The sequence below is a fragment of the Bradyrhizobium sp. USDA 4449 genome (genome assembly GCF_054056275.1).
The window spans coordinates 5,517,164-5,540,519 of record NZ_JBSRYD010000001.1; the positions used below are offsets into that span (position 1 = coordinate 5,517,164).

At 64.0% G+C, this 23,356-nt stretch carries 24 protein-coding genes and 1 pseudogene; 12 read left to right on the plus strand and 13 right to left on the minus strand.

Annotation, left to right across the window (positions count from 1 at the left end; genetic code table 11):
* Window positions 1-104: 104 nt before the first annotated feature.
* Entirely contained in the window at window positions 105-452 is a 348-nt protein-coding gene (locus ACVIIW_RS25725; protein ID WP_456703299.1) for a hypothetical protein, read from the plus strand.
* On the opposite strand, the gene ACVIIW_RS25730 is transcribed toward ACVIIW_RS25725, so the two are convergent.
* From ACVIIW_RS25730 to ACVIIW_RS25740, 3 genes are all read right to left on the minus strand, one after another.
* On the minus strand, window positions 453-1,133 hold the full coding sequence (locus ACVIIW_RS25730; protein WP_456703300.1) for an SDR family oxidoreductase: 681 nt from the start codon (window positions 1,131-1,133) through the stop codon (window positions 453-455).
* Window positions 1,134-1,157: 24 nt separating this feature from the next.
* Window positions 1,158-1,901, minus strand: coding sequence for a tyrosine-protein phosphatase (locus ACVIIW_RS25735; RefSeq protein ID WP_456703301.1), 744 nt, complete (start codon window positions 1,899-1,901; stop codon window positions 1,158-1,160).
* Window positions 1,902-2,071: 170 nt separating this feature from the next.
* Window positions 2,072-2,275 carry a DUF2735 domain-containing protein gene (locus tag ACVIIW_RS25740; RefSeq protein ID WP_456703302.1) on the minus strand — a complete coding sequence of 68 codons (204 nt, stop codon included), beginning with the start codon at window positions 2,273-2,275 and terminating at the stop codon, window positions 2,072-2,074.
* A 514-nt stretch (window positions 2,276-2,789) separates the two neighbouring features.
* Here ACVIIW_RS25740 and ACVIIW_RS25745 point away from each other — a divergent pair.
* From ACVIIW_RS25745 to ACVIIW_RS25760, 4 genes and pseudogenes are all read left to right on the plus strand, one after another.
* A complete protein-coding gene (locus ACVIIW_RS25745) occupies window positions 2,790-3,824 on the plus strand; it encodes a glutamine synthetase beta-grasp domain-containing protein (protein WP_456703303.1) in 1,035 nt (344 codons plus the stop codon).
* Between the two features lie 196 nt (window positions 3,825-4,020).
* Complete coding sequence (locus ACVIIW_RS25750; protein ID WP_456705267.1) at window positions 4,021-4,722, plus strand: GrlR family regulatory protein; 702 nt, start codon at window positions 4,021-4,023, stop codon at window positions 4,720-4,722.
* Window positions 4,723-4,776: 54 nt separating this feature from the next.
* A pseudogene (locus ACVIIW_RS25755) lies at window positions 4,777-4,875 on the plus strand (ABC transporter substrate-binding protein); the annotation flags it as partial.
* Window positions 4,876-4,949: 74 nt separating this feature from the next.
* Complete coding sequence (locus tag ACVIIW_RS25760) at window positions 4,950-5,099, plus strand: hypothetical protein (RefSeq protein WP_084292415.1); 150 nt, start codon at window positions 4,950-4,952, stop codon at window positions 5,097-5,099.
* Window positions 5,100-5,117: 18 nt separating this feature from the next.
* Here ACVIIW_RS25760 and ACVIIW_RS25765 read toward each other — a convergent pair whose 3' ends face one another.
* Complete coding sequence (locus ACVIIW_RS25765; RefSeq protein ID WP_456703304.1) at window positions 5,118-5,516, minus strand: VOC family protein; 399 nt, start codon at window positions 5,514-5,516, stop codon at window positions 5,118-5,120.
* Window positions 5,517-6,017: 501 nt separating this feature from the next.
* On the opposite strand from ACVIIW_RS25765, the gene ACVIIW_RS25770 reads away from it, so the two are divergent.
* Window positions 6,018-6,473 carry a hypothetical protein gene (locus tag ACVIIW_RS25770; protein WP_456703305.1) on the plus strand — a complete coding sequence of 152 codons (456 nt, stop codon included), beginning with the start codon at window positions 6,018-6,020 and terminating at the stop codon, window positions 6,471-6,473.
* Window positions 6,474-6,655: 182 nt separating this feature from the next.
* Here ACVIIW_RS25770 and ACVIIW_RS25775 read toward each other — a convergent pair whose 3' ends face one another.
* The 4 genes from ACVIIW_RS25775 to ACVIIW_RS25790 form a co-directional block, all read right to left on the minus strand.
* Window positions 6,656-7,777 (minus strand): acyltransferase family protein, encoded by a 1,122-nt coding sequence (locus ACVIIW_RS25775; protein ID WP_456703306.1) that lies wholly within the window; start codon window positions 7,775-7,777, stop codon window positions 6,656-6,658.
* Window positions 7,778-7,865: 88 nt separating this feature from the next.
* On the minus strand, window positions 7,866-8,480 hold the full coding sequence (locus tag ACVIIW_RS25780) for an Isoquinoline 1-oxidoreductase subunit (RefSeq protein ID WP_456703307.1): 615 nt from the start codon (window positions 8,478-8,480) through the stop codon (window positions 7,866-7,868).
* 11 nt (window positions 8,481-8,491) lie between these two features.
* Complete coding sequence (locus ACVIIW_RS25785; RefSeq protein ID WP_456703308.1) at window positions 8,492-9,016, minus strand: (2Fe-2S)-binding protein; 525 nt, start codon at window positions 9,014-9,016, stop codon at window positions 8,492-8,494.
* Window positions 9,013-11,784: a xanthine dehydrogenase family protein molybdopterin-binding subunit gene (locus ACVIIW_RS25790; protein WP_456703309.1), complete on the minus strand. Its 2,772-nt coding sequence runs from the start codon at window positions 11,782-11,784 to the stop codon at window positions 9,013-9,015. The genes ACVIIW_RS25785 and ACVIIW_RS25790 overlap by 4 nt, the downstream gene beginning before the upstream one ends.
* 241 nt (window positions 11,785-12,025) lie before the next feature.
* Between ACVIIW_RS25790 and ACVIIW_RS25795 the strand changes: the two genes are divergently transcribed.
* Window positions 12,026-13,615 carry a multicopper oxidase family protein gene (locus ACVIIW_RS25795; RefSeq protein ID WP_456703310.1) on the plus strand — a complete coding sequence of 530 codons (1,590 nt, stop codon included), beginning with the start codon at window positions 12,026-12,028 and terminating at the stop codon, window positions 13,613-13,615.
* Window positions 13,616-13,736: 121 nt separating this feature from the next.
* Complete coding sequence (locus ACVIIW_RS25800) at window positions 13,737-15,359, plus strand: ABC-F family ATP-binding cassette domain-containing protein (protein ID WP_456703311.1); 1,623 nt, start codon at window positions 13,737-13,739, stop codon at window positions 15,357-15,359.
* A 183-nt stretch (window positions 15,360-15,542) separates the two neighbouring features.
* Here ACVIIW_RS25800 and ACVIIW_RS25805 read toward each other — a convergent pair whose 3' ends face one another.
* The 3 genes from ACVIIW_RS25805 to ACVIIW_RS25815 form a co-directional block, all read right to left on the minus strand.
* On the minus strand, window positions 15,543-16,604 hold the full coding sequence (locus ACVIIW_RS25805) for a type II asparaginase (RefSeq protein WP_456703312.1): 1,062 nt from the start codon (window positions 16,602-16,604) through the stop codon (window positions 15,543-15,545).
* Window positions 16,605-16,860: 256 nt separating this feature from the next.
* Window positions 16,861-17,109 (minus strand): hypothetical protein, encoded by a 249-nt coding sequence (locus ACVIIW_RS25810; protein ID WP_148753029.1) that lies wholly within the window; start codon window positions 17,107-17,109, stop codon window positions 16,861-16,863.
* Between the two features lie 106 nt (window positions 17,110-17,215).
* The gene (locus tag ACVIIW_RS25815) at window positions 17,216-18,178 is read right to left on the minus strand and encodes an alpha/beta hydrolase (RefSeq protein ID WP_456703313.1); all 963 of its coding nucleotides are present in this window, start codon (window positions 18,176-18,178) and stop codon (window positions 17,216-17,218) included.
* A gap of 114 nt (window positions 18,179-18,292) precedes the next feature.
* Between ACVIIW_RS25815 and ACVIIW_RS25820 the strand changes: the two genes are divergently transcribed.
* Window positions 18,293-18,970, plus strand: coding sequence for a nitroreductase (locus ACVIIW_RS25820; RefSeq protein WP_456703314.1), 678 nt, complete (start codon window positions 18,293-18,295; stop codon window positions 18,968-18,970).
* Window positions 18,971-19,597: 627 nt separating this feature from the next.
* On the opposite strand, the gene ACVIIW_RS25825 is transcribed toward ACVIIW_RS25820, so the two are convergent.
* Together ACVIIW_RS25825 and ACVIIW_RS25830 are read right to left on the minus strand one after the other, a co-directional pair.
* The gene (locus ACVIIW_RS25825; RefSeq protein WP_456703315.1) at window positions 19,598-19,912 is read right to left on the minus strand and encodes a PilZ domain-containing protein; all 315 of its coding nucleotides are present in this window, start codon (window positions 19,910-19,912) and stop codon (window positions 19,598-19,600) included.
* Window positions 19,909-21,015 (minus strand): DUF2336 domain-containing protein, encoded by a 1,107-nt coding sequence (locus ACVIIW_RS25830; RefSeq protein WP_456703316.1) that lies wholly within the window; start codon window positions 21,013-21,015, stop codon window positions 19,909-19,911. Before ACVIIW_RS25830 ends, ACVIIW_RS25825 begins: the two co-directional genes overlap by 4 nt.
* A 270-nt stretch (window positions 21,016-21,285) precedes the next feature.
* Here ACVIIW_RS25830 and ACVIIW_RS25835 point away from each other — a divergent pair, with 270 nt between their 5' ends.
* The 3 genes from ACVIIW_RS25835 to ACVIIW_RS25845 all read left to right on the plus strand — a co-directional run bounded on the left by ACVIIW_RS25835 (window position 21,286) and on the right by ACVIIW_RS25845 (window position 23,342).
* Window positions 21,286-21,627 (plus strand): hypothetical protein, encoded by a 342-nt coding sequence (locus tag ACVIIW_RS25835; RefSeq protein WP_456703317.1) that lies wholly within the window; start codon window positions 21,286-21,288, stop codon window positions 21,625-21,627.
* A gap of 50 nt (window positions 21,628-21,677) precedes the next feature.
* Complete coding sequence (locus ACVIIW_RS25840) at window positions 21,678-22,268, plus strand: NADPH-dependent FMN reductase (protein ID WP_456703318.1); 591 nt, start codon at window positions 21,678-21,680, stop codon at window positions 22,266-22,268.
* Between the two features lie 105 nt (window positions 22,269-22,373).
* A complete protein-coding gene (locus ACVIIW_RS25845) occupies window positions 22,374-23,342 on the plus strand; it encodes an acyltransferase family protein (RefSeq protein ID WP_456703319.1) in 969 nt (322 codons plus the stop codon).
* The last annotated feature ends 14 nt before the right edge of the window (window positions 23,343-23,356 follow it).

Here is a 23,356-nt window from a genome sequence, read left to right on the forward strand (position 1 = left end):
GTTGCCGTCAGTCTAGCCCGGATCAGACTCCGGGCTGACCGGCATTTGCCTGGACGCCGTCAGGCCAGCTATATCCCCGCGTGGCGAACAGGGCGCTTGCAACTATGACGATCAGGAATGGGCTCTATCACATCCGGATCGCGTTTCTGGATAGTGTCCAGGGCGGCAATCAGGGTGTCATGGTGCTGCACGACGGCACCATGCGCGGTGGGGATTCGTTTTTCTTCGCCTATGGCAGCTACACGTCCGCCGACGGCAAATGGAAGGGCGAGCTGACCAACGAGGAGCATTCGCCCTCGTTCGACGAGCGCCCGGTGTGGGGCCGCAAGGTCGTGACCATCGGCTTCAGCGGCACCTATACCGACGAGACCGCTTACGGTGAGGGCATGGCGCTTGCCGGCAAGCAGAGCATCCGCTTCAAGGGCAATCTGCGGCTGCTGGTGCCGGATTGATCAGACCCGTCCGCTCACCGGAATGAGCGCGCCGGTGACGCCGCCTGCGGCGTCGCTGACGAGGAACAGGATCACCTCGGCGAGCTCCTGCGGCGTCACCCATTTGGTGAAATCCGCTTTCGGCATGTCGGCGCGGTTGGCCTTGGTGTCGATGGTCGACGGCAGCACCGCGTTGACGGTCACCTTGCCTTTCCATTCACTGGCCAGCGCCTCGGTCAGGCGATGCACGCCTGCCTTCGATGCCGCATAAGGCCCCATGCCGGCGCCGGCCTGAAGCGCGCCCATGGCGCCGATATTGACGATGCGGCCGGCGTTCGAGGCGGCAAGATGCGGCAGCGCCGCGCGCGAGGTGTTGAGCGCGGTCAGCAGGTTCAGCGCATGCATGCGTTGCCAGGTCGTGATGTCGCCATCGCCGACGGTCTCATAGGCAAAGCCGCCGGCGATGTTGACCAATGCGTCAAGTCGGCCGAAATGCCTGGCGGCAGCCTCGACGGCCGTCTTCGCCTGCGCCGCGTCGGACAGGTCCACGCCGCCGATCTCGATGCGTTCAGGCGTCGCCGGCATTTGCGAGGCCGCGTAATCGATGCCGGCGATCCGCGCGCCGCGCGATACCGCGATGTCGGCGACCACCTTGCCGAGCGCGCCGCGCGCACCGGTCACGATCAGAACCTTGCCTTGCATCATCGATCTCCCGGCGCGGGCGCCTCATGATTGAAGATAGCGCGCCTTCAGCGCGGTGCGCTCTGCTGTGCCGAGCTTGAGGCCCTCGCGCAAGTAGGTTTCGACATCACCATAGTCGCGACGGACGGCTTCGAATGCGGCATCGAGATAGGAGGCGTTGACCGAGCCGATCGCGTCGAGGACATCGGCCGGCAGATCGGAGACGCTCGAGACGTCGCGCCTGTAGTGACGGTTGGTCAGCAGATAATCCTCGGAAATGACGTCATCGGGCACGCCGAGCGCATGCAGGATCAGGGCGCTGGCAAAGCCGGTACGGTCCTTGCCGGCGGTGCAGTGGATCACGAGCGGGGCACGGTCTTCCAGCAGATGGCCGAACAGCGTGCGGAAGCTGTGCGTGTTGTGGCGGACATAGTTGCGATAGGACTCGCGCATGAGTTCGAGCGCGACCGGTCCGGTCAGCGCGCCCCTGGCGAGCTCGGCGCGCAGGGAAGCCACGACCGTCGGCTCGATCGGCAACGAATGCACGGTGATCTCGTTCACGACGCAGACGCCGGCCGTGCGCTCCTCGACGCCTCGGAAGTCGAACGCGCTTCTGACGCCGAGTGCGCGGACGATCTCGATGTCTTCTGCGGTGAGCTGGCCGAGATGGTTGGAGCGGAAGATGTGGCGCCAGCGCGTGGTGCGGCCGTCGCTTGTCGCGTAGCCGCCGAGGTCGCGAAAATTGCTGGCGCCTTGCAAGGCGAGGTGACGGGAAGGGGAGTGTGACATGGGCCCGGCCTGAATGATTGGGATCAGCTTTTGTTTTTATCCCGGCTGCGGATCATTGCAGACGACCTGTCCGATGCGGAATCAAAAAGGGTCGAAACATCGTTGTTTCGACCCTTCTTAGACTTCCGCCGGGCGTTTGTAGCACGCGACGGTCCTGGACCAGACCGGCATTAGCGTTCCCATTTGGGCTTTGCTTCGTCGACCGCGTCCTGGTGATACCAGCTATCGCTGCAGATCGACGCGTTCTCGGGAAGCGAAGCGTGATCGGCGGGAAGGCGGGTCTCGCTGTAGCGGCGCCCCGCGAGAGCCGCGCGGCCCCCGACAGGGAATTGGTAGATCGTCGCAGATCCGTGACTCAGACCATTGTTCATCATTGCGATTGCTCCTTGGTCGAAGCGCCTTGGCCTCCATGGTGCGCCCGACTCCTTCTGATGTGGTTACTGGAATCCCCATATCGGCCCCGCACTCCGAAAAGCAAAGTGCTGAAAAGGAGATCAGTTTCCGCCTAATTCTTGAGCAGATGGCTGTCTGCCCCCCCTAAGGCACCGTGTCGATGACCAACGTCTGTGCCATTGCAAAGGTTGCTGGGCATGTCCCGCCGCTTTGCGAAAGTTGCCGGACGTTGACGCATGTTTCATCGGCAACCTCCGGCAGGAGCCTGCCTGCTCCAGAATCGGGCGATTTCCGCGGGAATATTGCAGTGCAGCTTCACGCGAAGGTGCGCTCCTATGCCGCATGCGGCGGACCGCTTAGGCCGCTGTGGAAAACCCTACGCGCTGCGGCCTTTTGGCACGCAAAATGCTTATGGAGAGCCGGCCGATGATGGCCGGGTACAAACGTGCGGGGGGCTCTCAACCCCACCTTTCGCATCATCTACAGAGAGGCTCAATGACCAAGTACAAGCTCGAGTACATCTGGCTCGACGGATATACGCCGACTCCGAACTTGCGCGGCAAAACCCAGATCAAGGAATTTTCGTCGTTCCCGACGCTCGAGCAGCTTCCGCTCTGGGGTTTCGATGGCTCGTCCACCCAGCAGGCGGAAGGCCACAGCTCCGATTGCGTGCTGAAGCCGGTTGCCGTGTTCCCGGATGGCGCCCGTACCAACGGCGTGCTCGTGATGTGCGAAGTCATGATGCCCGACGGCAAGACCCCGCACCCCTCCAACAAGCGCGCCACCATCCTCGACGATGCCGGCGCCTGGTTCGGCTTCGAGCAGGAATATTTCTTCTATAAGAACGGCCGTCCGCTCGGCTTCCCCGAGTCCGGCTATCCGGCGCCGCAGGGCCCGTACTACACCGGCGTCGGCTATTCGAACGTCGGCGACGTCGCCCGCAAGATCGTCGAAGAGCATCTCGACCTCTGCCTTGCTGCCGGTATCAACCATGAAGGCATCAACGCGGAAGTCGCGAAGGGCCAGTGGGAATTCCAGATCTTCGGCAAGGGCTCCAAGAAAGCCGCCGACGAAATGTGGATGGCCCGCTATCTGATGCTGCGCCTGACCGAGAAGTACGGCATCGACATCGAGTTCCACTGCAAGCCGCTCGGTGACACCGACTGGAACGGCTCCGGCATGCACGCCAACTTCTCCACCGAGTACATGCGTACCGTCGGCGGCAAGGAGTATTTCGAGGCGCTGATGGCCGCCTTCGACAAGAACCTGATGGACCACATCGCCGTCTACGGCCCGGACAATGACAAGCGTCTGACCGGCAAGCACGAGACCGCGCCCTGGAACAAGTTCAGCTACGGCGTGGCTGATCGTGGTGCGTCGATCCGCGTTCCGCACTCCTTCGTCAACAATGGCTACAAGGGCTATCTGGAAGACCGCCGTCCGAACTCGCAGGGCGACCCATACCAGATCGCTTCGCAGATCCTGAAGACGATCGCGTCCGTGCCTGCCGACAAGAAGGCCGTCGCCTAAGGTCTCTCCGCCCGGACCGGAACACAGGCCCGGGTGGCTTTCAATCCGCCGGAGCTGGAAAGGCTCCGGCGGATTTTTGCTGTCCGATGAAACCGTTGTTGTCGGTCTGGCCGCTATGTCGGCGCGAAGCCTGTCCATCGCAGCCCAAACCGGGATAGAGTGCCTGCAAGATGCGCGCGAGCCGGGGGCACGGCTGGTGTTTGAAGGCTTCTACAAGGTGCGATTTCAGCTCGGCGACAGCGTCGGCCGGAGCGTGATGCATGCCGGCAATGGCAAGATGCTCGGCGGAAATTCGGCGTTCGCCCATATCGGCACCTATGAAAAGACCGCAGACGGCGTCGACATCGTCATCAAGACGGTCCGCCACAACCCCGATCCGAACTACCGCGCGATGGCCGGCACCGATGATGCGACGCTGATCGCGAAGGGTTTTGCTGACGGCGATCTCTACCGCTTCAAGGGCGAGTTGAAGGAGCTGCCCGGCGTGCCTTTCCAGTCGCTGATGACGCCGATCGCGGAGGAAGAGGTGCCGATCGCCGGCGGCGTCGGGGAAGGCAGCATCACCGACGGGCTTTACTCGGTCCACCTGCGCATGCTGGACGGCCTCGACGGCGGGCTGACCGGGGTCATGCTGCTCAACCGCGGCCGGATCCTTGGCGGCGACGCCTCCTTCTATTATCTCGGCAGCTACACCGCCGCGAACGGCCGCTGGAAGGGCCAGATCCTCAACCAGGAGCACACGCCCGCCAGGGACGATCCGGTGTTTGGCGGCCACGAGGTCGGTATCGGCTTCTCCGGCGCCTATGATGGCGAGGGCGCGGTGCTGGAAGCAACGGCCCTTGCGGGCAAGCGCAGCCTGCGCCTGACCGCCGTGCTCAAGCTGATGCAGCGCGCCTGATCGCTGCAGGGATATCGCCATGGAAAAGTTCGAAGGCTCTCGGCGCTCGGCCTGATGGGCGCGATGCGCAGCCTGTCCTCCGCATTCGAGATCGCCAGCGGCATTGCGGTCGACGCGGACGTCGCGCCGAGTCTGGCGCTGCTCGAGCGCCTGTCAGGGCTCGAGCCCTGAACCGGAACCTGCCGGGGCAGTCACCGTTGACATCGCAGCAATCAGGAGGCGCAAGCATGATCCGCAAACTCGCGTCAGGCGAATACCGGCTCTATTCGCGCAAGGTGAATCCCAAGACGGGCAAGCGCCGCAATCTCGGCACGTTCAAAAGCCGGGCGGCGGCCGAGAAGCACGAGCGCGACGTGCAGTATTTCAAGCGTCACTGACGCCGGCGTCGAGCCAGGTCATCGCGATCCAAACCGTTGTTTGGCGGCTTCGCTGACCGGCGTGTACAGTCCCACGAGCGTTCCTTCGGGATCACGAAGCTGAGCCGCGAGGTTTCCCCAAGGCATCAGCTTTGGCGCGTGCACCACCTCCACCTGATCTCTCAATCTCGCAAACTCGCTCTCCACGTCATCGACTTGGAATTCAATGATTGCGGTTCGATTGGCCGCAGGCTCCGCGCTGCCCGCCTGAAACAGCGCGACCGTCTCGACGCTACCGAAGGCGAGTGTTGCCGAAGGGGTGACTATTTCGGCGAACACAGGCGCCAGCCACTCCGCCGTTTTGCCGGTCACGTTCTCGTAAAAGCCGACAAGCGCCTTGATGTCAGCAGCAATCAGACGGGTCGAAGCAAGTTTCACGCGATCTCCCGGGGTTCCGTATGGCTATGCGAGGACCGCCTCGTAACTCCGCGCTGCTGACAGCGCCCTGTCAGCAGTCAGCATCGATGTAGCACGCACAGATTTCGTCGGCACGAGCGGCTCTGGCGCGGCAGCCTCAATCCTCCCAGACCAACTCTCCGCAAGATCGGCACTCGTACACGCGAATGAAGCGCGTCGTTTCAATGTTCCAGATCTTGTCAGCCAGGTCGAGCGGATGGCGGCATTTGGGGCAGCGATCCGTCACGGGCGGGGGCGATGCGGACGAGAGGGGTGAAGACATGGGTGCGGCTCTTTTCCCAGAGACGCGTAAGCTTCGCCGTCGTTCCAAAAAATTGGAATCTGCGACGCAAGACGGGGCAGCTCATGCCGAGCACATGCGCGCGGTCTGAGTCGTGACGCGAGCCACGAGGCAGCGCCATTGTTAGGAACGATCAGGGCTGCAGGACGGTTACGCGAATCTCTCAACCAAGGAGTACGCTCATGAAATCAGCCCTCGCTGTGGCAACAATGCTGGCCTTCCTCGGCTCGCCCGCGCTCGCGCAAACCACTGCTCCCGCCAACAGCTCGCAGATGGATGCAGCATCGAGCAAGAACGATCAGCGCAGCCCGGCGGATGCCGCGCAGAACAACAGTCAAACGCAGGATGCCGATGCAATTCAGAAAATCCGCCAGGATCTGCAGAAGGCCGGCTTCACTGATGTGAAGGTGGTTGCCCGGTCGTTCGTCGTGCAGGCCAAATCGAGCGACGGCAACCCGGTGCTCATGACAATCGGTCCGCACGGGATGTCGGTGTTTGAAGCCATGAGTGGACCAGGGAATTCAGGGACAGTCGGCATGGGGTCTGCTCCGGCGGGCACACCCGGATCCAATCCGTCTGCTTCGCCGAGCCAGAATAGCGGCTCCGCCAACACGCAGCAGGGCGGATCTCAACAGTAGCGAGGGCGGCCGGTGAGAGGGGAGCCGGGCTGCGTGCCGATCGTGCAGTCCGGCATTCCCAAAGCGCGGCTTCGCGTTCGCGTGGCTCATCGAGGAACGTCTCCACCTGTTCAAGACCATGATCGCGGCTCCGCCGGATCTGGGTGCGACGGGTTGAAGCGCGCATCACCTGAATGGTGGTTTCAAGAGCGCAGTTCGCAACGCAGCATGTCTGATGATCTGCCCAGGGTCTTTCGATCCCGCCAGCTTAGAATCGGCCGTTCGAAGTAATGGTAAAGCCCGGCGGCCAGGATCAGGCAAATGCTCGCATAGAGAACGGCTGACATGAGCGTCGCCACGGAGGCGTGCGGCTGCAGTCGCCAGAGCGAATGGATCACGATGATCACGGGAAGATTGATCAGATACAGCGAGTAGGACCATTTCGATAAGGCGGTCACGCTCGCCGTCCCGTATGGGAGCTGAATTCGACCGACGCCGGCGATGATGAGCAGGGCCACCGACAGCTGCAAGAGGTTGAACAGCACTGTTCTGGCGAAGAAGCTGTGATCCAGCTCCGCTTGGGGCTTCGCCAGAATGACGATCGAGAACCCAAGGACGAGCAGGCCCGCCATGAGAAGTGCCGGCTTGTGTGACGGCCTGATCCACTTGATCGCGATATAGGCGAACACGCCGGTCATGATGGCATCGAGCCTGAAGATCGCGACCTTCCTGATTCCAGTCTCCATCGTCGGCTCGAACAGGATGACGGCGCCGATCCGTGTCGCGAGAGAGATCAGGAAGACGAAGGCGCCCGCCGCGATGAAGGTTCTGATCGAGCGACCGTGCAGCTTGCCGAATGCCATCACGATCAGCGGGAAGAACAGATAGAACAGCTCCTCGATGGCGAGGCTCCAGGACTCCGGAAAGAATGCCGGAATGGGATGCGCGAAGTTTTGGAGGAACGCGAAGTAAGGAGCCAGCGGCGGCAGTCCCGAACGCTGGTAGATGAGGATGTTGAGGCCGAGGAACAGGTAGTAGCTCGGCAAGGTCCGTATCCAGCGGCGGACCCAAAAGGTCGGAAGCAGGCTGTGCCAGGACGCGCCCGACATGACCTGCTCGAACAGGATGCCGCCGACCAGGAATCCGGAGAGGACGAAGAAGATCTCGACGCCGAGCGTTGCCGTGACATTGGCAAAGACGCTCTCTTCGGGCTGCGCGAAGAACCAGCTTCCATGCGAGGCCAGCACGAGGCTGACCGCCAGCGCGCGCAAGAGATCGAGCCATTCATCGCGGCTGCCGGGTGGAACCGATCTATTCTCTTTCACGCGCGAACCTGCCAGAGACGCAAAACGCCCGGCATTCTCGGCCGCGACTGGTTACGATTGTCCTACGATGCAGGCGAGGCCGACCCGGTCACGGCTCGGGGCAGGCGGCTCCCGTCTTCACCCAGGCTTCCACCAGCGCGCCGGCCTGTTCTTGCGTCCCCGGTACGGGTGAGCGGCCGAAGCCAGGCTTCCACGCCCAGCCGACCAGCGTGTCCTTGCCGATGTGGTCGATCAGATCCTCCACCTTGCGGCCGCCGTTGCGGGCGGGGTCCCTGATCTGCTCACAGATCTCGCCGATCGTCTTGCCTTCCCAGGCCATCTCGCGGGGAGCGAGGTGCCATTCGGGATGGCCGGGAATGCGGCCGGGCTCGAAATTGGCCTTCTGGTGGCAGGTGTTGCAACGCATCGACGCCGAGCCATGGCCGTCGGCGCCGCGTGTCACCGGCGGCTGGTGGAGGCGGGGCGTGTCGCCCTGGTGCGGGCTGTCGCCGGCCGGATGGCAGTTGGTGCAGCGCGGATGCGTCAGCACCTTCCCGAGTTCGGTGAAGATCGCGGCCGAGCGCTGTTCGGTATCCGTGATGCCGGCAAAGCTTTCGGGCGAGGCGAGGGCGTGACTTGTGGTGTCCGACGCGGCGTAGCCTGCGCAGAAGCTGCTCGTCAGGGCGGCAACCACGACGGCGATCTTGACCCGTGCGTTGATCATTCCCGGCGGTCTCATTTGGTGGCGACGAGATAGCGGCCTGCATCGGCAAGGATCACATCGCGCACCGCCTCGTGATATTTGATGTAGCCGGTGCAGCGGCACAGATGCCCGTCGAGCGCATCCGCAATGGTCTGCTCCAGCGCTTCGCGGACGACAGGCGCGCGCGAAAGACGTTCGAGCAGCACCTGGCCCTCGCCAAGGAAGCCGGCGGTGCAATAGCCGCACTGGAAGGCGAAGTGATCGATGAAGGCCTGCTGCAGGGCCGAGAGCTGGCCGTCTTTGGCGTGGCCCTCGACGGTACGGATCGACTTGCCGTCGAAATTCACGGCCGGCGCGATGCAGGTCGGGCTTGTGTAGCTCGAGCCGTCCGGCTCGTCGACGATGATGGCGCAGCTCAGGCATTGCGCAGCGCCGCAGCCGAACTTGGTGCCGGTCATGCCGAGCATCTCGCGCAGGAAATCGTTCATCGAGAGATCGTCGCGGACGTCGATCGGGCCGTGTTTGTGGCCGTTGATGGTAAGGCTGAGGGTGGTCACGCCAACACTCCCTTCAAAAGGCTCGCAGTCACCGGCAGCGCGCGGAAACGATGACCCGTGGCGTCATGGATCGCGTTGATCAGCGCCGGCACGATCGGGATCATCACGACCTCCGCCATGCCCTTGGGGGCTTCGTCCGGGGTGAGCGGCTTCAGCATCTCGATCTCGAGATCGCGCAGCGGCAGGTCGGAGCCGCGTGCGACGAGATAGCGGCCGAGATTCCATTCGCCATTGCCAGGGCCGCCCTCGAAGGGCGGCAGCGATTCGAGTAACGCGTAGCCGACGCCCATGGCGAACCCGCCATGGGACTGGCCCATCACCACTTCAGGGACCAGGGCCGTGCCGCATTCGAATACGCTGTAGGCCTTGGCGATGCGGATCGTGCCCGTTGCGCGTTCGATCTCGACGCGGACCAGCGTGCCGCACATCGAGGTGTAGGCGGTGCCGATGCGGTTGTTGTCGGTCGGCGGAAATTTGACGCTCGAGCGGTTGATGCGTTCGAACTTGCCGTTGCCGCGGCGGATCGCGAGCGCGTCGATCTCGGCGCGGTATTGCTCGCCGAACAGGGGAAAGCGCGCGCGCGACCAGGCCCAGCGCGAAAAACTATGCGCGACCGCGCCGGTGACGAAGCCGCGCGCATGTGCGGTTGCGGCCAGTCTCGCCAGCGGCAGCGGCTCGTGGCCGGTCATGGTGAGCGCGCCGTTCTGCCAGCTCGCATGCGCCGATTGATTGGCGCGCGGGTCGGTCTTCGGAATGCGCCACAGCTCCAGCGCGGCGGGCCACAGCCCGAAGCGGAAGATCACGCGGGCAGCCTCGGATGACGAGTGCGTGCCGACATGGGCGCCGATCGAGGCCGAGGTGGCCGAGGAGATCGCCGGGACCCAGCGCGGATTGCGCTCCGCGGCATCCTGCGTCTTCTGGTCCATCGTGTAGGGGTCGCCTGACGTGACGAGGCCGAGCACGTCGTAGCTGTCGACGCGCGCGACCGAGACCTCGTCGGCGATGGCGCCGAGATGGCCCGCGACGCGGTTCGCGAGCGCCGTGCCGATGCCGTTGCCCATCTCGACATGGTCGCAGAAGATCGCGATTCTGCCGTCGGCGCCGAGCTCGACGCGCCCGAGCGAGCAATCTGCGCCTGAGCCGTAATCCTTGGTGACGCAGGCAACACCGGTCCCGACCAGCCGGTCGCCCGTGGTTTGCCTGAACTCGGCGCGCTGTTGCCAGATCGGGTGCTTCTCTAGCCTGTCGAGAATCTCAGGCGTGCGCACCGAGACGATGTAGGGATTGCCGGTCATGGTCCGGCCGTTCTGCTTCAGGGCATTGCGGCGGCGGAATTCGATAGGGTCGAGCTTGAGCTCGGAGGCCGCTTCATCGATCAGCGCTTCGAGCGCCGTCATGGTCTGCAGCGTGCCGTAGCCGCGCATCGAGCCGGCCGTGACGCCGCGCGAATGCAGCGCGGTCGTGGTGACGTCCACCTTGGGAATGTCGTAGATGCCGATTGCGCCTGTGGCGGCGACCACTGCAACGTTGGCGGAGAAGTTCTGCAGTCCGCCGCCATCCAGCACGTGATCGGCGGCGAAAGCCTTGATCAGGCCGGTTGTCCGGTCGACGCCGATGCGCGAACGCATTTTGATCGGGTGGCGTTTGATGCCGCCCTGGAATTGCTGGTAGCGGTCATGTGCGAGCCGCACCGGCTTGCCCGGGAAGCAGATCGCGGCGAGCGCGACATAGAGGATGAACGGCGTGTGGTCGCGGCCACCAAAGCCGCCGCCGACATGGGCGAACTGCGCGTTGATATGCGCGGGCTTGTAGGGCGCGTGCGCCTTGGCCAGCAGATGCGCAAGCGATTCCGCGGCTTCGTATGGCGACTGCACGCCGAGCACCAGCTCGAGATTGCCGCCCTCGCCTGCGTACCAGGCGAGGCCGCATTCCGGCTCCAGGAACATCGGATCGACCGATTGCGTCTCGAACTCTCGGTCGAGCACGAGCAGCGAGGCGTTGTCCGCTGCGAGCTCGGCGCGGATCTGATCGCCGAGCTTGGCCGCCTTGACGTAGTCCGCCGGCATCTCCCTCGCGAGCGGCGTCCACACCGGCAGCGCGGTGTTCTGCACCTTCTTCGGTGAGACCCAGCCGGCCTGGATCGGCGAATAGACGTCAGGCTTGTCGGGCGAGGGCCCTGCAACGCGGGTGAAGCGGTAGGAGCCGTAATCGGGCGCGATCACCGGTCCTGTTTCTTCGCCTGACTTGACGAAGGCGCCATCGCGCAGCACGAGGCGGGCCTGGTCGAAGGCGTCGAACCTTTCGAAGATCAGCAGCGCGACGGGCTGGCCCAGATAAAGCGGCGTCTTGCCGGGCGGGCAGAACAGATCGCCGGCATAGAACTCCGGCACCTCGGTGCCGATGCGGTCGAGATCCGCCGCCGTGACGACGACGGACGGCTTCAGCGCGCCGCCGAGGCGAGCGAGGTCCATGCCGGTATAGACGTGCGTGGCGTCATTGGCGCGCACCAGGATCGCGTGCGAGGTGGTTTGCGGCCAGCCCGGCATGTCGTTGGCCCGGAAGTCGGAGGCGTAGAGCTTTGCGCCCGTGACCTTTGCGATGCCATCGACGCGGCCGGCGCCCTTGGTTGCCGGATTGAAATTGCCGCGTCCGGGAAGCGTCTCGTGGGCCGCAAACGGCGCGCTTGCCGCCGCCGCGAGATGCGACATGCTGACCGAGATGCCGCCCGCCGATACCCACTTCACGAACTCGCGTCGCGAAGGCCGCATGATCTCATCCCTGTACGAGGTCTTCAGTGGCACGATGCTCACGGCATCGCAACCATAGGTGCGACCGACGCCGGCCCGCACCTATCATGATTCGTCACGCACGCATAGAAACGGGCAGGACGTTACTATCCGATGAACACGTCGCACGCTGCGCGTGCCCGGATTGAGAAGTCGCGTTTTTCCTGCTGATTTGCAGTCGAATCGAATAAGACGGTTCGCAACTCAACTGGAGCGCGAACGCATGCGGCAGGATCGGAACGACGGCTCAGCTGACGACACCGCACCGCTGCTGTCGCGACGGCAATTGATCGGCGCGGCCGGGGCCCTGTCGCTGATCGCAGGAACGGTCAGGGCCCAGCATGCAATGCACGAGCATGGGGTCGTATCCCACATCGCGGACATGTCGCCGACCATGGGCATGGTGCCGGAAGCGGAGGTTCCGGCGACGGATCAGGTGTTAGTGGAGCCCGAGGTCCGCAGGTCGGTGGGTGGCGTGCTGAGCACGACTCTGCGCTGCGCCTACGCCTATCGCCAGCTCGGCGGCGTCAGGCTCTATGTCAGGTCCTATGAGGGCGGCAGTCCCGGACCGACCTTGCGCATGAAGCCCGGCGAGACGCTGCGGATCAAGCTGATCAACGATCTGCCGCCGAACCGCGACGGCTTGCCTGCCGATATCAGCCATCCGCACCAGTTCAACAACACCAATTTCCATTTCCACGGCGCGCATGCGAGCCCGAGCGGGATCGCCGACAACGTCATGCGCTCGATGGCGCCGGGCCACAGCTACAACATCGAGATCGCGCTGCCGGCGGACCACACCAGCGGCACCTATTGGTATCATCCGCACCACCACGGCAGCGCCGACATCCAGATGTCGAGCGGCATGGTCGGCGCCCTCATCGTCGAGGGCGATTTCGCCGGCGTGCCTGAGATCACCTCCGCACGCGAGCGGCTGATGGTGCTGACCCAGGTCGTCTTTGACGCCAACGGCATGGTGGAGGACTTCGAGACGCTGTTCCCGGAGACGGCGACGCGCTTCCTCGCCATCAACGGCCAGCGCCGGCCCGTGATCGAGATGCGCCCCGGCGAGGTGCAGCGCTGGCGCATCCTCAATGCGGCCTATCAGGACGACATGCTGCTCGATCTCGAGAAGCACGATCTCCATGCGATCGCCTATGACGGCATCCAGCTGGGCGCGGTACAGCCTTTAAAGCAGCTCCTCATCGCGCCCGGCCAGCGCGCGGATATTCTGGTGAAGGCCGGCGCCCCAGGCACCTATGCCTTCAACGCGGCGCCCTATGACCAGGGCCATCCGTCACCGGTCGGGCCGCTGGCGCGGATCGTGGTGTCGGGCGCACCGACGGAGATGAAGCTGCCGGCTGCGCTGCCGGCGCCACCGCTTGCGGGCATCAAGGACAGCGAGATCACCAATCGCCGCAAGGTGGTGCTGTCTGCGACCGCGCCGGAAGCCGATGCCGCCGGCCACTGGCAGGAGTTCAGCTTCTTCATCGACGGCAAGAAGTTCGATCCCGGCAGGATCGATCATCGGGTCAAGTTGGGCGCGGTGGAGGAATGGACCATCGTCAACACGCATGAGCATGACGACCACGTCTTCCATATCCACACCAACCCGTTTCAGGTGGTCTCGGTCAACGGCAAGGCACTGGCGACGCCGGAATGGCGGGATTCCGTCATCGTGGAGCGCAAGGGCGGCGAGGTCGTGTTCCGTTCGCGCTTCCTCGATTTCACCGGCGTCTTCATGCTCCACTGCCACATGATGAACCACGAAGAGATGGGCATGATGCAGACGGTCGAGGTCTACAAGGCCTAAGCCACGGGCCGGATTGCAGGAATTTGGTGCTTTCGACGGCGAATCCGTACCCCGCCGGGCTTCCCCTGGGGGCCTGCATGGCCTATGACGCTGCAACGCAAAATTCCCCCCAAATGAGCCCATGATCCGCCTCGACAACGTCAGCAAGCAAGCCGGCCACCAGATCCTGTTCATCGAAGCTTCCGCCGCCCTCAACAAAGGTGAGAAGATCGGCCTCGTCGGCCCCAATGGCGCCGGGAAGACCACGCTGTTTCGGATGATCGCCGGTGAGGAACTGCCAGATGAGGGGCAGGTCTCGACCGACCGCGGCATCACCATCGGGTACTTCAACCAGGACGTCGGCGAGATGTCCGGCCGCAGTGCCGTGGCCGAGGTGATGAATGGCGCAGGTCCCGTCAGCGAGGTCGCGGCCGAGCTGCGCGAGCTCGAGGCCGCCATGGCCGACCCCGACAAGGCCGACCAGATGGACGAGATCATCGCCCGCTACGGCGAGGTGCAGCACGCCTTCGAGGAGCTCGACGGCTATGCGCTCGACGGCCGAGCGCGCGAGGCGCTGTCCGGCCTCGGCTTCAGCCAGGAGATGATGGACGGCGACGTCGGCAAGCTCTCCGGCGGCTGGAAGATGCGCGTGGCGCTGGCCCGCATTCTCCTGATGCGTCCCGACGTGATGCTGCTCGACGAGCCGAGCAACCATCTCGATCTTGAAAGCCTGATCTGGCTGGAGAAGTTTTTGCACGACTACGAAGGCACGCTCCTGATGACCTCGCATGACCGCGAGTTCATCAACCGCGTGATCTCGAAAGTGGTCGAGATCGACTCCGGTTCGCTCACCACCTACACCGGAAACTACGAATTCTACGAGCAGCAGCGTGCGCTGAACGAGAAGCAGCAGCAGGCGCAGTTCGAGCGCCAGCAGGCGATGCTTGCGAAGGAGATCAAGTTCATCGAGCGCTTCAAGGCGCGCGCCTCGCACGCCGCGCAGGTGCAGAGCCGGGTGAAGAAACTCGACAAGATCGAGCGGGTCGAGCCGCCGCGCCGCCGCCAGAGCATTGCCTTCGACTTCCCGCCGGCGCCGCGGTCAGGCGAGGACGTCGTTGCGCTCAAGAACGTTTACAAGGGTTATGGCAGCAAGCGGATTTATGACGGGCTGGATTTCATGATCCGCCGCAAGGAGCGCTGGTGCGTGATGGGCGTCAACGGCGCCGGCAAGTCGACGCTGCTCAAGCTCGTCGCGGGTGCAAGCGAGCCGGACGAGGGAACCGTGGCGCTCGGCGGCAGCGTCAAGATGGGCTATTTCGCACAGCACGCGATGGATCTGCTCGATGGCGAGCGCACCGTGTTCCAGTCGCTGGAAGACCAGTTTCCGACCGCGGGGCAGGGCTCCCTGCGCGCGCTGGCCGGCTGCTTCGGCTTCTCGGGCGACGACGTCGAGAAGCGCTGTCGCGTGCTCTCAGGCGGCGAGAAGGCGCGGCTGGTGATGGCGAAGATGCTGTTCGACCCGCCGAACTTCCTGGTGCTGGACGAGCCGACCAACCATCTCGACCTCGCCACCAAGGAAATGCTGATCACCGCATTGTCGGACTTCGAAGGTACCATGCTGTTCGTCTCGCATGATCGCCACTTCCTCGCGACCTTGTCGAACCGCGTGCTCGAGCTGACGCCCGAGGGCATCCACCAATACGGCGGCGGCTACACGGAATACGTCGCGCGCACCGGGCAGGAAGCGCCGGGGCTGCGGAGCTAGCATTTCGTACCGCACCTTGATGCTTCCATGCGCGGCGCGACCCTTCCGCAAAAGCGAGCGATGGCTCAGGTTCGATCGCTGGCTCAGGGACACCTCTCCCTTCGGGAGAGGTGTCCGGAGTTCGCGGATCACATCGATTGAACCGGCCTCATCGAGCCCAGCCGCTGCATCGCTTCGGATGCTCTAATAAGTGTAGAACATCCGCTGGATCTCCTTGCTGTCGCTCGTCTTGGTCAGCGCCAGCATCAGCAGGATCCGCGCTTTCTGAGGATTGAGCGTATCCGAGACGATGAAGTCGTGTTCGTCGTCCTTGGCTTCCCCATTGCGCGCGACGATGCCGTTGCCGACGCGGCTGCTGCGAACGATCGCGACACCTTTCTTGTGGGCCTCGTCGAGCGCCGGCTCGACCGCGGGCCGGGCAAGGCTGCCATCGCCCACGCCGGCATGCACGATCCCCTTTGCTCCCGCGGCGACAAAGGCGTCGACCGCGACCCGGTTCATGTTGGCGTAGCCGTAGACGATGTCGACCTGCGGCAGCGTATCGAGATTGGAGACGTCGAATTCCGAATCCACCGTGTTCCGGCGCGTGGACTGACGGTAGAAGTACGGCTTGTTGCCCTGCATGTAACCGAGAAAGCCGAGCTCCGGCGTGCGGAAGGTGTCTGCCGTCGATGTATTGGTCTTGGTCACCTCGCGCGCCGCGTTGATCTGGTCGTTGAGGGACACCAGCACGCCCTTGCCGACCGCCTCTTCACTGCCTGCGAGGATCACCGCATTGTAGAGGTTGATCGGTCCATCCGCGCTGATCGCGGTCGATGGTCGCATTGCGCCGACGACGACGACAGGTTTCCTGCTCTTGACCACGAGGTCCAGGAAATAGCTGGTTTCCTCGATCGTATCGGTGCCGTGGGTGATCACGATCCCATCGACGTCGTCCTGCGCGAGCAGCGTGTTCACGCGCTTTGCAAGCTTGAGCCAGTAGTCATTGTTCATGTTCTCGCTGGCGATCTGGAAGACCTGCTCGCCCTTGACGTTGGCCACCGTCTTCAGTTCGGGGACGGCGTTGAGGAGGGTGTCGATGCCAACAGTGGCTGCGGTGTAGCCGACGACGGTGGTGCTGCTTGCGCCGGTGCCGGCGATCGTGCCGCCGGTTGCCAGAACCATGACGTTGGGCAGACCGGGGCCCCTCGCGTGTGCGGCTTCGAGACTGATGAGCAGCGCGAACAGCACGCTCACGGTCGCCATGATCTGATTACGTACTCCAAATTGCCACATCTCGACCACCCTGTGCTAGAAGCCTCGTCGATGCGCCCCGGTTCGCTCAGCACTCCATGATCCGTCAGCGGAGGCTGTCTGTCTAGGGTTGTCATGCGCGCCCAGGTGGCGAAAGTCTTTTGTCTCTCCTGTTTGGGAAATCAGAACGAGAATGGCCGGGACAGGCCCGGCCGTGGCGTCGCTCGTTTGCTGGTCGCCCGCCAGAAAGGTCGCGAATGCGCAGGCGCTAGGCGCCCATCTCGCACTTCTTCATGAAGCTGTTCTTGGCGGCGCCGGCGAGCGGCTTGCCGTCGGAGCCGACGGCCTTGGGCGCACAGGCGTCCTCCTTGCACTTCTTCATGAACGAGGTCTTGGCGGCGCCGGCGAGCGCCTTGCCATCCTTGCCGACGGCCTTGCTCTCGCAAGTGTCGTCCGCCAGCGCCGAACCGGCTGCGAAGGTGGCAACGATCGCAGCCAGGAAAATCCGCTTCATCATGGGTGTCTCCCTAAAACCAAAAAATTGGCAGCGCCGATTGGAGCCCGGAATCGTGGCGCAATCAAGCAGGCGCACCCGGGTGCCGCTGCTTTTTTCAGCAATGCGATCAGGTCCCGCGCGCCAGCAACGTCCCGAAATCAGCGCGCGCGCGTTGCGCTTCGTCACGAGCGACGTCGGAAGCGTTGCCGAGCCCGAAATAGCCGTGGATCAGCCCGGCGCCCTCATGATGCTTGACCGGCACGCCGGCAGCTTCCAGCGCCTTTGCATAGGCCGCGCCTTCGTCACGCAGCGGGTCGAACCAGGCCGTGGTCACGACGGCAGGTGCGAGGCCTGCCAGCGTGGCAGCCCGCAGTGGCGAGACTCGCCAATCGCCGGCGTGACTTGGCTCAGCGAGATAGTGGCGGGCAAACCATTCCATGACCGCGCGGGAGAGGAAGTAGCCCTCGGCATTTTCCGCGCGTGACGGAAAGCCGGCGTTCTCGCGTGCATCCGCATAGAAGCCGACGACATCGGTCACGGGATAGACCAGCAGTTGCGCTGCGAGTTCGATGCCCGCGTCGCGGCAAGCGATCGCGGTCGCAGCGGCGAGGTTGCCGCCGGCACTGTCACCGGCAACGCCGAGACGCCGTGCGTCGCCGCCGAATTCCGCGACGCGGTCGAACACGTCGCTCGCCGCTGCGAAGGCGTCCTCGAAGGCGCCGGGAAAGCGCGTCTCCGGCGGGCGGCGATAGTCGACCGATACCACGACCGCGCCGGTCTCGATCGCCAGATTGCGCGCCTGCCGGTCATGGGTCTCGAGGTCGCCAGCGACCCAGCCGCCGCCGTGGAAGAACACCACGGTGGGAGCGGGCGCATTGCCAACGCGGTAGAGGCGCGCATTGACCGGACCGGCGCCGCCCTTCACCGTGATATCCTGCACGACATCGACGGGCGGGGGCGGCGCGCCGGCACGCGAGGCAGCGAGTGCGCGCAAGGAATCGCGAGCGCTCTGGGGCGTCATCGTCGCGGGATCGCGCAGCGGCAACGTCGGAATGATCTCTGCGATGACGGGATCGAGCGGGATTGCCATTGTCGGGTCCTCACGAGGTTCTTGGTCTTGCTTGGCCGGTAGCATAGATTTCGCGCGCCGCATCGGCAACCGGTCGCCCCGCTGCGCGCCGGAAGAAGGCAGGGAGGTTTCAAGGTGGAATTCGAAACGCTGGTCCAGTCGCGCCGCAGCGTGCGCGGTTTCAGGAACGAGCCGGTGCCGCGCGCCGTGGTCGAGGCCATCATCGAGAGTGCCAAGCGCGCACCATCGTCGATGAACACCCAGCCATGGCACGTCCATGTGCTCACCGGCGTGCCGCTCGAACAGGTGCGCCGCCGCAACATGGAAGAGATGGTTGGAGGCGCCAAGGTCAAGCGCGACATCGTCAGCCACGGCGAGTACCAGGGTGTTCACCGAACGCGCCAGGTCGACATCGCCAAGAAATTGTTCGGCGCGATGGGAATCGCGCGCGACGACAAGCCGATGCGGCAGGACTGGGTGCTGCGCGGCTTTCGCCAGTTCGACGCGCCGGTCTCGCTGGTGCTGACCTATGATCGCGTGCTCGATCCCGGCGCGGTCTGCCATTTCGATCTCGGCGCACTCTGCTATGGCATCGTGCTGGCGGCCTGGGACCGCGGTCTTGGCTCGGTGATCAACGGGCAGGGCATCATGCGCTCGGACATCGTGCGCGAGGTCGCAGGGATTCCCGAAGACGAGGTCATCATGACTTGCGTCGCGATGGGTTATCCCGACGACAACTTTGCCGCGAACGCCGTTCGTTCGGATCGCGAGAACAACGACGAGTTCGTGCGATATGTCGGCTTCGCCGACTGAAGCGGAGAGGCCGGAGGAGATATTCCCTCACGAAATTTTTCGTGCGGACTCGTTGCGGCCTCTTGCAATCTCCAGCGTGCAGGAGGAACAATACAGGGACTGAAAGGTTTGTTGCTGGCGCGAGGGAATTGACATGCGGCGGCTAGCTAGCCTGGTTCGATGGTTCTTCGGCCCGCCTGTGCGGGGCCCGATCGATGATGATCCCAGTCTTCCTTTTACTCCTGAAGAGTTCAGCAGGCTGGTCCGCAGTGGCCGGCGCGAGGATATGAAGCTGCTTGCCGAAGGACTGGCCTGCCGCTCGATTCCGCGCCGCATCAAATACCGGGCTACGCACTAAGCGGCTCCCGCGATCATTCCGTCCGCCGGCCTGGCCCGCGTTCATCGCGAGAGTGCGACCACTTTGAACACCTGCGGCTTCTCCAGCCTCCCGGTCACCCCGCAGAGAACCTGACACGCGTCCGCGCGCGGCATCATCGGCTTGTAATTCCGGTGCTCGATCCGCGCGGCGAAATATCCGGGATCGTGAGGATACGCACGACCTCGTGGATGCTCTCGACGGCCGGCGGACGGCACTTGCGACAGCTTATTGGAGATGAGCTGGCTCGACGATGCCTTCAACCGAATTGCCTATTTGCTCTGCGCGGCGGCTGCGTTCGCCGATTTCTTTCTGCGGTCCCCGTTGATGAAGTGCACGCCGGCCACGGTGCCGTCGATCCAGACCAGTTCGCAGCGCCGGTAGGCGAGCCCGGTCGACGACAGCACCATGAAAAATTCCTTGGCTTGCAGCACGTCGAGTGTACCCTCGACCTCGATCTTGGCGCCCGTTTGCGACACGTCGAGCAGGATGCAGCTGCGTCGCCAGGTGCCGTCCGAACCCATCAAATTGACGGGATGGCGGTGGTCCATTTTCACGCGAGCATCCTTGCGGCCATTTAATTTCATCGGCTATTCCCCGTTCTCGCGCCGCGATGCCCCGGATCGCTTTTGCCGGCGTTGGTTGTGATCTCTCCCCAGCGCACCGTCCACTGGCTGGTCGACAACAGAAGCGTTTCGAAGATGTGCTGCGCGCGTTCGCGCTGGGCGAAGGAGAGCCGCGCGCCGCTGCGGTTGCTCAGGATCGCAAGCGTGGTCGCCCAGTTCAGGCGCGAGGCGCGGCAGGCCATCACCAATCCCTCGCAATCCTCGTCAATCATGACCTGCTCAACGATCTCGATCGGAGCCCCTGAGAGCACCGACAAGGCGGTGAGCAGATTGGCGGTCTCGCCGCGGATTGCGAAACGGTTGACCGTAGAATCGTTGAGCTTGCCGACGCGGTTGAGCGCGACGATCTCGGGTCGTGCGCACGCATACTCCTCCGAGCCGGGCAGCTTCTGAAGCGCAGGCGCGGCGTCCTGCGCTGAGCGAACGGAGGATGCGGTGGGCCTGGCCGGCGCCGTCTTGCCTGGCGGGGCGCCGAGTAGCCTGCGCACGACCAGGTCGGGTGTGCCGGGTCGGAGCACCAGCGCTTTCGCAATCTCGCCGCCACGATCGGACCCGGCGATCAGTGCGGCATAGGCCGCATCGGAGAATTTTGTTCCGGGGTTCTTGATCAGCGCAAGGCAGATCGGGGCGCCGCGCTTGATCAGCGCCTCGGTCACGTCAGGCTCGATACAGTCGCGGGCTGCGATCGCGCTCTGCTGCCGCTCGCCGCAGGAGGCCGCAATCGCCGCCAGATCGGTCGCGGCGAGTGCCCGCGATTTGAGCAGGACGGGACACGCCACGTCCGGGTTGTCGTGCATGGCAAGACGCCGCAACGTTTCGGGTGGGGCCACTGCAAGCGCGGCAAGCGCCGCGCTGAGCTGGACCAGCGCGTCGGTCGCGACCCGCTCGATCAGGCGCAGCAAGACGCCGTCGGCCACGGCCGCGAGCAATTCCTGCGGTCGGTTCGGGTTCGCGGTGAGCAGGTTGATGATGCCAGCGAGAATGCGCGCGCATCGCTCCGGCGGGCACGCTGCGACCGCGTCTTCCAATTCGACAAGAATACCGGCAGGCGAATTTGCCAACATGGCAGGGCCTGAAATGAAATAAAATTTGACGATCCAATACCCGTCATTGCGCCCTACAGACGTTAATTTGGAATTTCGACATCGCGCTGCCGGGGTATCGTCGCACCGTCAGCCTCACTGAAACGATATCGAAATTCGGCAGGGCACCAGCGTTCGCTTGGTCGTTCGATCGAGCACTCGCCAACTGATGAGCGGGCGAGGACGATTCTTTCGGTCCTGGCAGGTGTTCGAAGGAGAACCAGTGCGGTGTTTGTGCCGGATGCGGGTCGCTTGGCGTCGCTGATTGCAGCTGATCGGATTCGCGATGGACGATCTCGACGTGCCAATTCGCTTGAACGGTGCGCAGCGAGATCGCTGCGTCACGTCATTCCCGGTAGCGGTGCGGCCTCCAACACCATCGAGGAGGTGCCCCCCGGGGAAGTGTCGCTGAAGCCGACGGCCATGGGGGAATCCGCGATCGGCGCGGTGGACGCGGCGATCGCCGACATCGTTCCGGTGCGCTGGACGCAGTGGCCCAATGACGGGCGGAACTGTCCGATTTTCTCGCGAAGTTACCGCCGCCAGTGCGGCGAGCCGCCGTCGCAGACGCTTGAATTCGAGCGAAAACGATAGCGCGGCAAATCGGTGGAGGCCCGCTCCGCCGTTTGTGCTAGCCTGCCGCCATGAGCAATCGCATTCTCGTCCTCTACGGGTCCTACCGTTCCGACCGCATGGGCATCCGCCTTGCGAATTTCGTCATCGATCGCCTGCGCCAGCGTGGCGAGGAGGTCGAGTTCATCGACGCCAAGGCGATCGGCCTGCCGATGCTCGACCGCATGTACAAGGAATACCCCAAGGGGGCGGCGCCCGAGGCGCTGGAGAAGCTGGCCGGCCAGCTCCGCGGCGCCGACGGCTTCGTCTTCGTCACCGGCGAATATAATTGGGGCATCCAGCCCGGCCTGAAGAACCTCACCGACCATTTTCTCGAAGAGTGGTTCTGGCGACCGGCTGCGATCGTGAGCTATTCCGCCGGCCGCCTGTCCGGCGCGCGCGCCTCGACGGCCTGGCACGGCACCCTGTCGGAGATGGGCATGGTGGTAGTCTCGAGCACCATCGGCGTGGGGCCAATCGCGCAGACGCTGTCGGCCGAGAGCGAGCCGATTGGCGAGGGCGGCAAGGCGCTGGAGCGCTCGTTCCCGCGCCTTGCCGACGATCTCACCTGGTGGATCGAAGCGGCGAAAGCGCAACGCGCGCGCAAGGCGCCGCCGTATTAGGCGCGTCGCTTTCCCCGGCGCTGTTGCCGTGATCGATCTGCTGGGTTAACCGTCGCCGTCATGGAAGCAGATCGGAATCCAGCGTTTCTGCCGCGACTTGAGGCCATGCGTGGGTATGCGGCTGTCTCGGTGCTCGGGTTCCACGCCTGCATGCAGTCCTGGGATATGATCGCCACCGGAATGGCGCCGGTCGTCGTCTTCTTCGTGCTGAGCGGTTTCCTGCTCGCGCGATCGCTGGATCGCGATCCTGATCCGGTCACTTTCGTGCGTCACCGGCTGTTCAGGCTGCTGCCGGCTGCAATCGCAACGGTGCTGTCGCTGACATTGGCCTATCAAAGTCTGGGTTTCTATACGGGCTTCCAGCCTTCTTTCGAGCCGCTCAACGTCATCCTCAACGCGCTCCTCATCAAGAGCGACATCAACGGCGTGATGTGGTCCCTCACGGTGGAGTGTGTCGCGGTTCCGTTGATCGTCGTATCCCACGCCGTGCTGAGGCGGCATGGAGCGACGCCGGTGTGGATCCTCGTCGGCATTCTCGTCGCAATCTCGTCCTGGGGCCCCTATGTCCACCTGCTCGGCGGATTCACCAATCTTGCCCCGCTTTATGCGTTCGTCGTCGGCCTGCTCCTGCAAGCGGGCGCGGTCACGCTGAGCAGGGCATCGCACTCGTCTCGGGCAGCGCTCGTCGCCACCGCCGCGCTCGTCGTGATGGTGATCGTCGCGGTTCGCAAGCAGACCGCGGTCACGATCGCGTTTGAAACGCTGTGCGCGTCCGTTCTGGTTTGTCTTGCGGCCTTCGGCCCCCGCAAGCTTGTTGTGCTGCGGCCCTTCGATGTCGACATCGCCCGGTTCTACGGGCAAATATCATACAGCTTCTATCTTTTGCACGTCATCGGACTTGGGATCGTGGGCCGTCTGCTGCCGTCCGACCAGCTGCCATTCTTCCGCGCTGCGTCCCTGTTCCTGGCAGCTCTGTTGATCACGACGCCCGCGGCCTGGCTGATGTGGCGGCTGGTCGAAATGCCCTTCATCACCCTCGGACGTAAACGCACGATGGCAAGGGCCGCCGCCTGAGATGCGGCCGGCTC

What these genes read in the sequence shown, in the direction of transcription:
- ACVIIW_RS25825 (WP_456703315.1), bottom strand. Translation starts at nt 19,912, where the DNA reads ATGAAATTAAATGGCCGCAAGGATGCTCGCGTGAAAATGGACCACCGC.
- ACVIIW_RS25830 (WP_456703316.1), bottom strand. Translation starts at nt 21,015, where the DNA reads ATGTTGGCAAATTCGCCTGCCGGTATTCTTGTCGAATTGGAAGACGCG.
- ACVIIW_RS25815 (WP_456703313.1), bottom strand. Translation starts at nt 18,178, where the DNA reads ATGGCAATCCCGCTCGATCCCGTCATCGCAGAGATCATTCCGACGTTG.
- ACVIIW_RS25735 (WP_456703301.1), bottom strand. Translation starts at nt 1,901, where the DNA reads ATGTCACACTCCCCTTCCCGTCACCTCGCCTTGCAAGGCGCCAGCAAT.
- ACVIIW_RS25790 (WP_456703309.1), bottom strand. Translation starts at nt 11,784, where the DNA reads ATGCGGCCTTCGCGACGCGAGTTCGTGAAGTGGGTATCGGCGGGCGGC.
- ACVIIW_RS25745 (WP_456703303.1), top strand. Translation starts at nt 2,790, where the DNA reads ATGACCAAGTACAAGCTCGAGTACATCTGGCTCGACGGATATACGCCG.
- ACVIIW_RS25725 (WP_456703299.1), top strand. Translation starts at nt 105, where the DNA reads ATGACGATCAGGAATGGGCTCTATCACATCCGGATCGCGTTTCTGGAT.
- ACVIIW_RS25795 (WP_456703310.1), top strand. Translation starts at nt 12,026, where the DNA reads ATGCGGCAGGATCGGAACGACGGCTCAGCTGACGACACCGCACCGCTG.
- ACVIIW_RS25770 (WP_456703305.1), top strand. Translation starts at nt 6,018, where the DNA reads ATGAAATCAGCCCTCGCTGTGGCAACAATGCTGGCCTTCCTCGGCTCG.
- ACVIIW_RS25800 (WP_456703311.1), top strand. Translation starts at nt 13,737, where the DNA reads ATGATCCGCCTCGACAACGTCAGCAAGCAAGCCGGCCACCAGATCCTG.
- ACVIIW_RS25840 (WP_456703318.1), top strand. Translation starts at nt 21,678, where the DNA reads ATGAGCAATCGCATTCTCGTCCTCTACGGGTCCTACCGTTCCGACCGC.
- ACVIIW_RS25740 (WP_456703302.1), bottom strand. Translation starts at nt 2,275, where the DNA reads ATGATGAACAATGGTCTGAGTCACGGATCTGCGACGATCTACCAATTC.
- ACVIIW_RS25845 (WP_456703319.1), top strand. Translation starts at nt 22,374, where the DNA reads ATGCGTGGGTATGCGGCTGTCTCGGTGCTCGGGTTCCACGCCTGCATG.
- ACVIIW_RS25810 (WP_148753029.1), bottom strand. Translation starts at nt 17,109, where the DNA reads ATGATGAAGCGGATTTTCCTGGCTGCGATCGTTGCCACCTTCGCAGCC.
- ACVIIW_RS25780 (WP_456703307.1), bottom strand. Translation starts at nt 8,480, where the DNA reads ATGATCAACGCACGGGTCAAGATCGCCGTCGTGGTTGCCGCCCTGACG.
- ACVIIW_RS25760 (WP_084292415.1), top strand. Translation starts at nt 4,950, where the DNA reads ATGATCCGCAAACTCGCGTCAGGCGAATACCGGCTCTATTCGCGCAAG.
- ACVIIW_RS25805 (WP_456703312.1), bottom strand. Translation starts at nt 16,604, where the DNA reads ATGGCGACCGTGAGCGTGCTGTTCGCGCTGCTCATCAGTCTCGAAGCC.
- ACVIIW_RS25730 (WP_456703300.1), bottom strand. Translation starts at nt 1,133, where the DNA reads ATGCAAGGCAAGGTTCTGATCGTGACCGGTGCGCGCGGCGCGCTCGGC.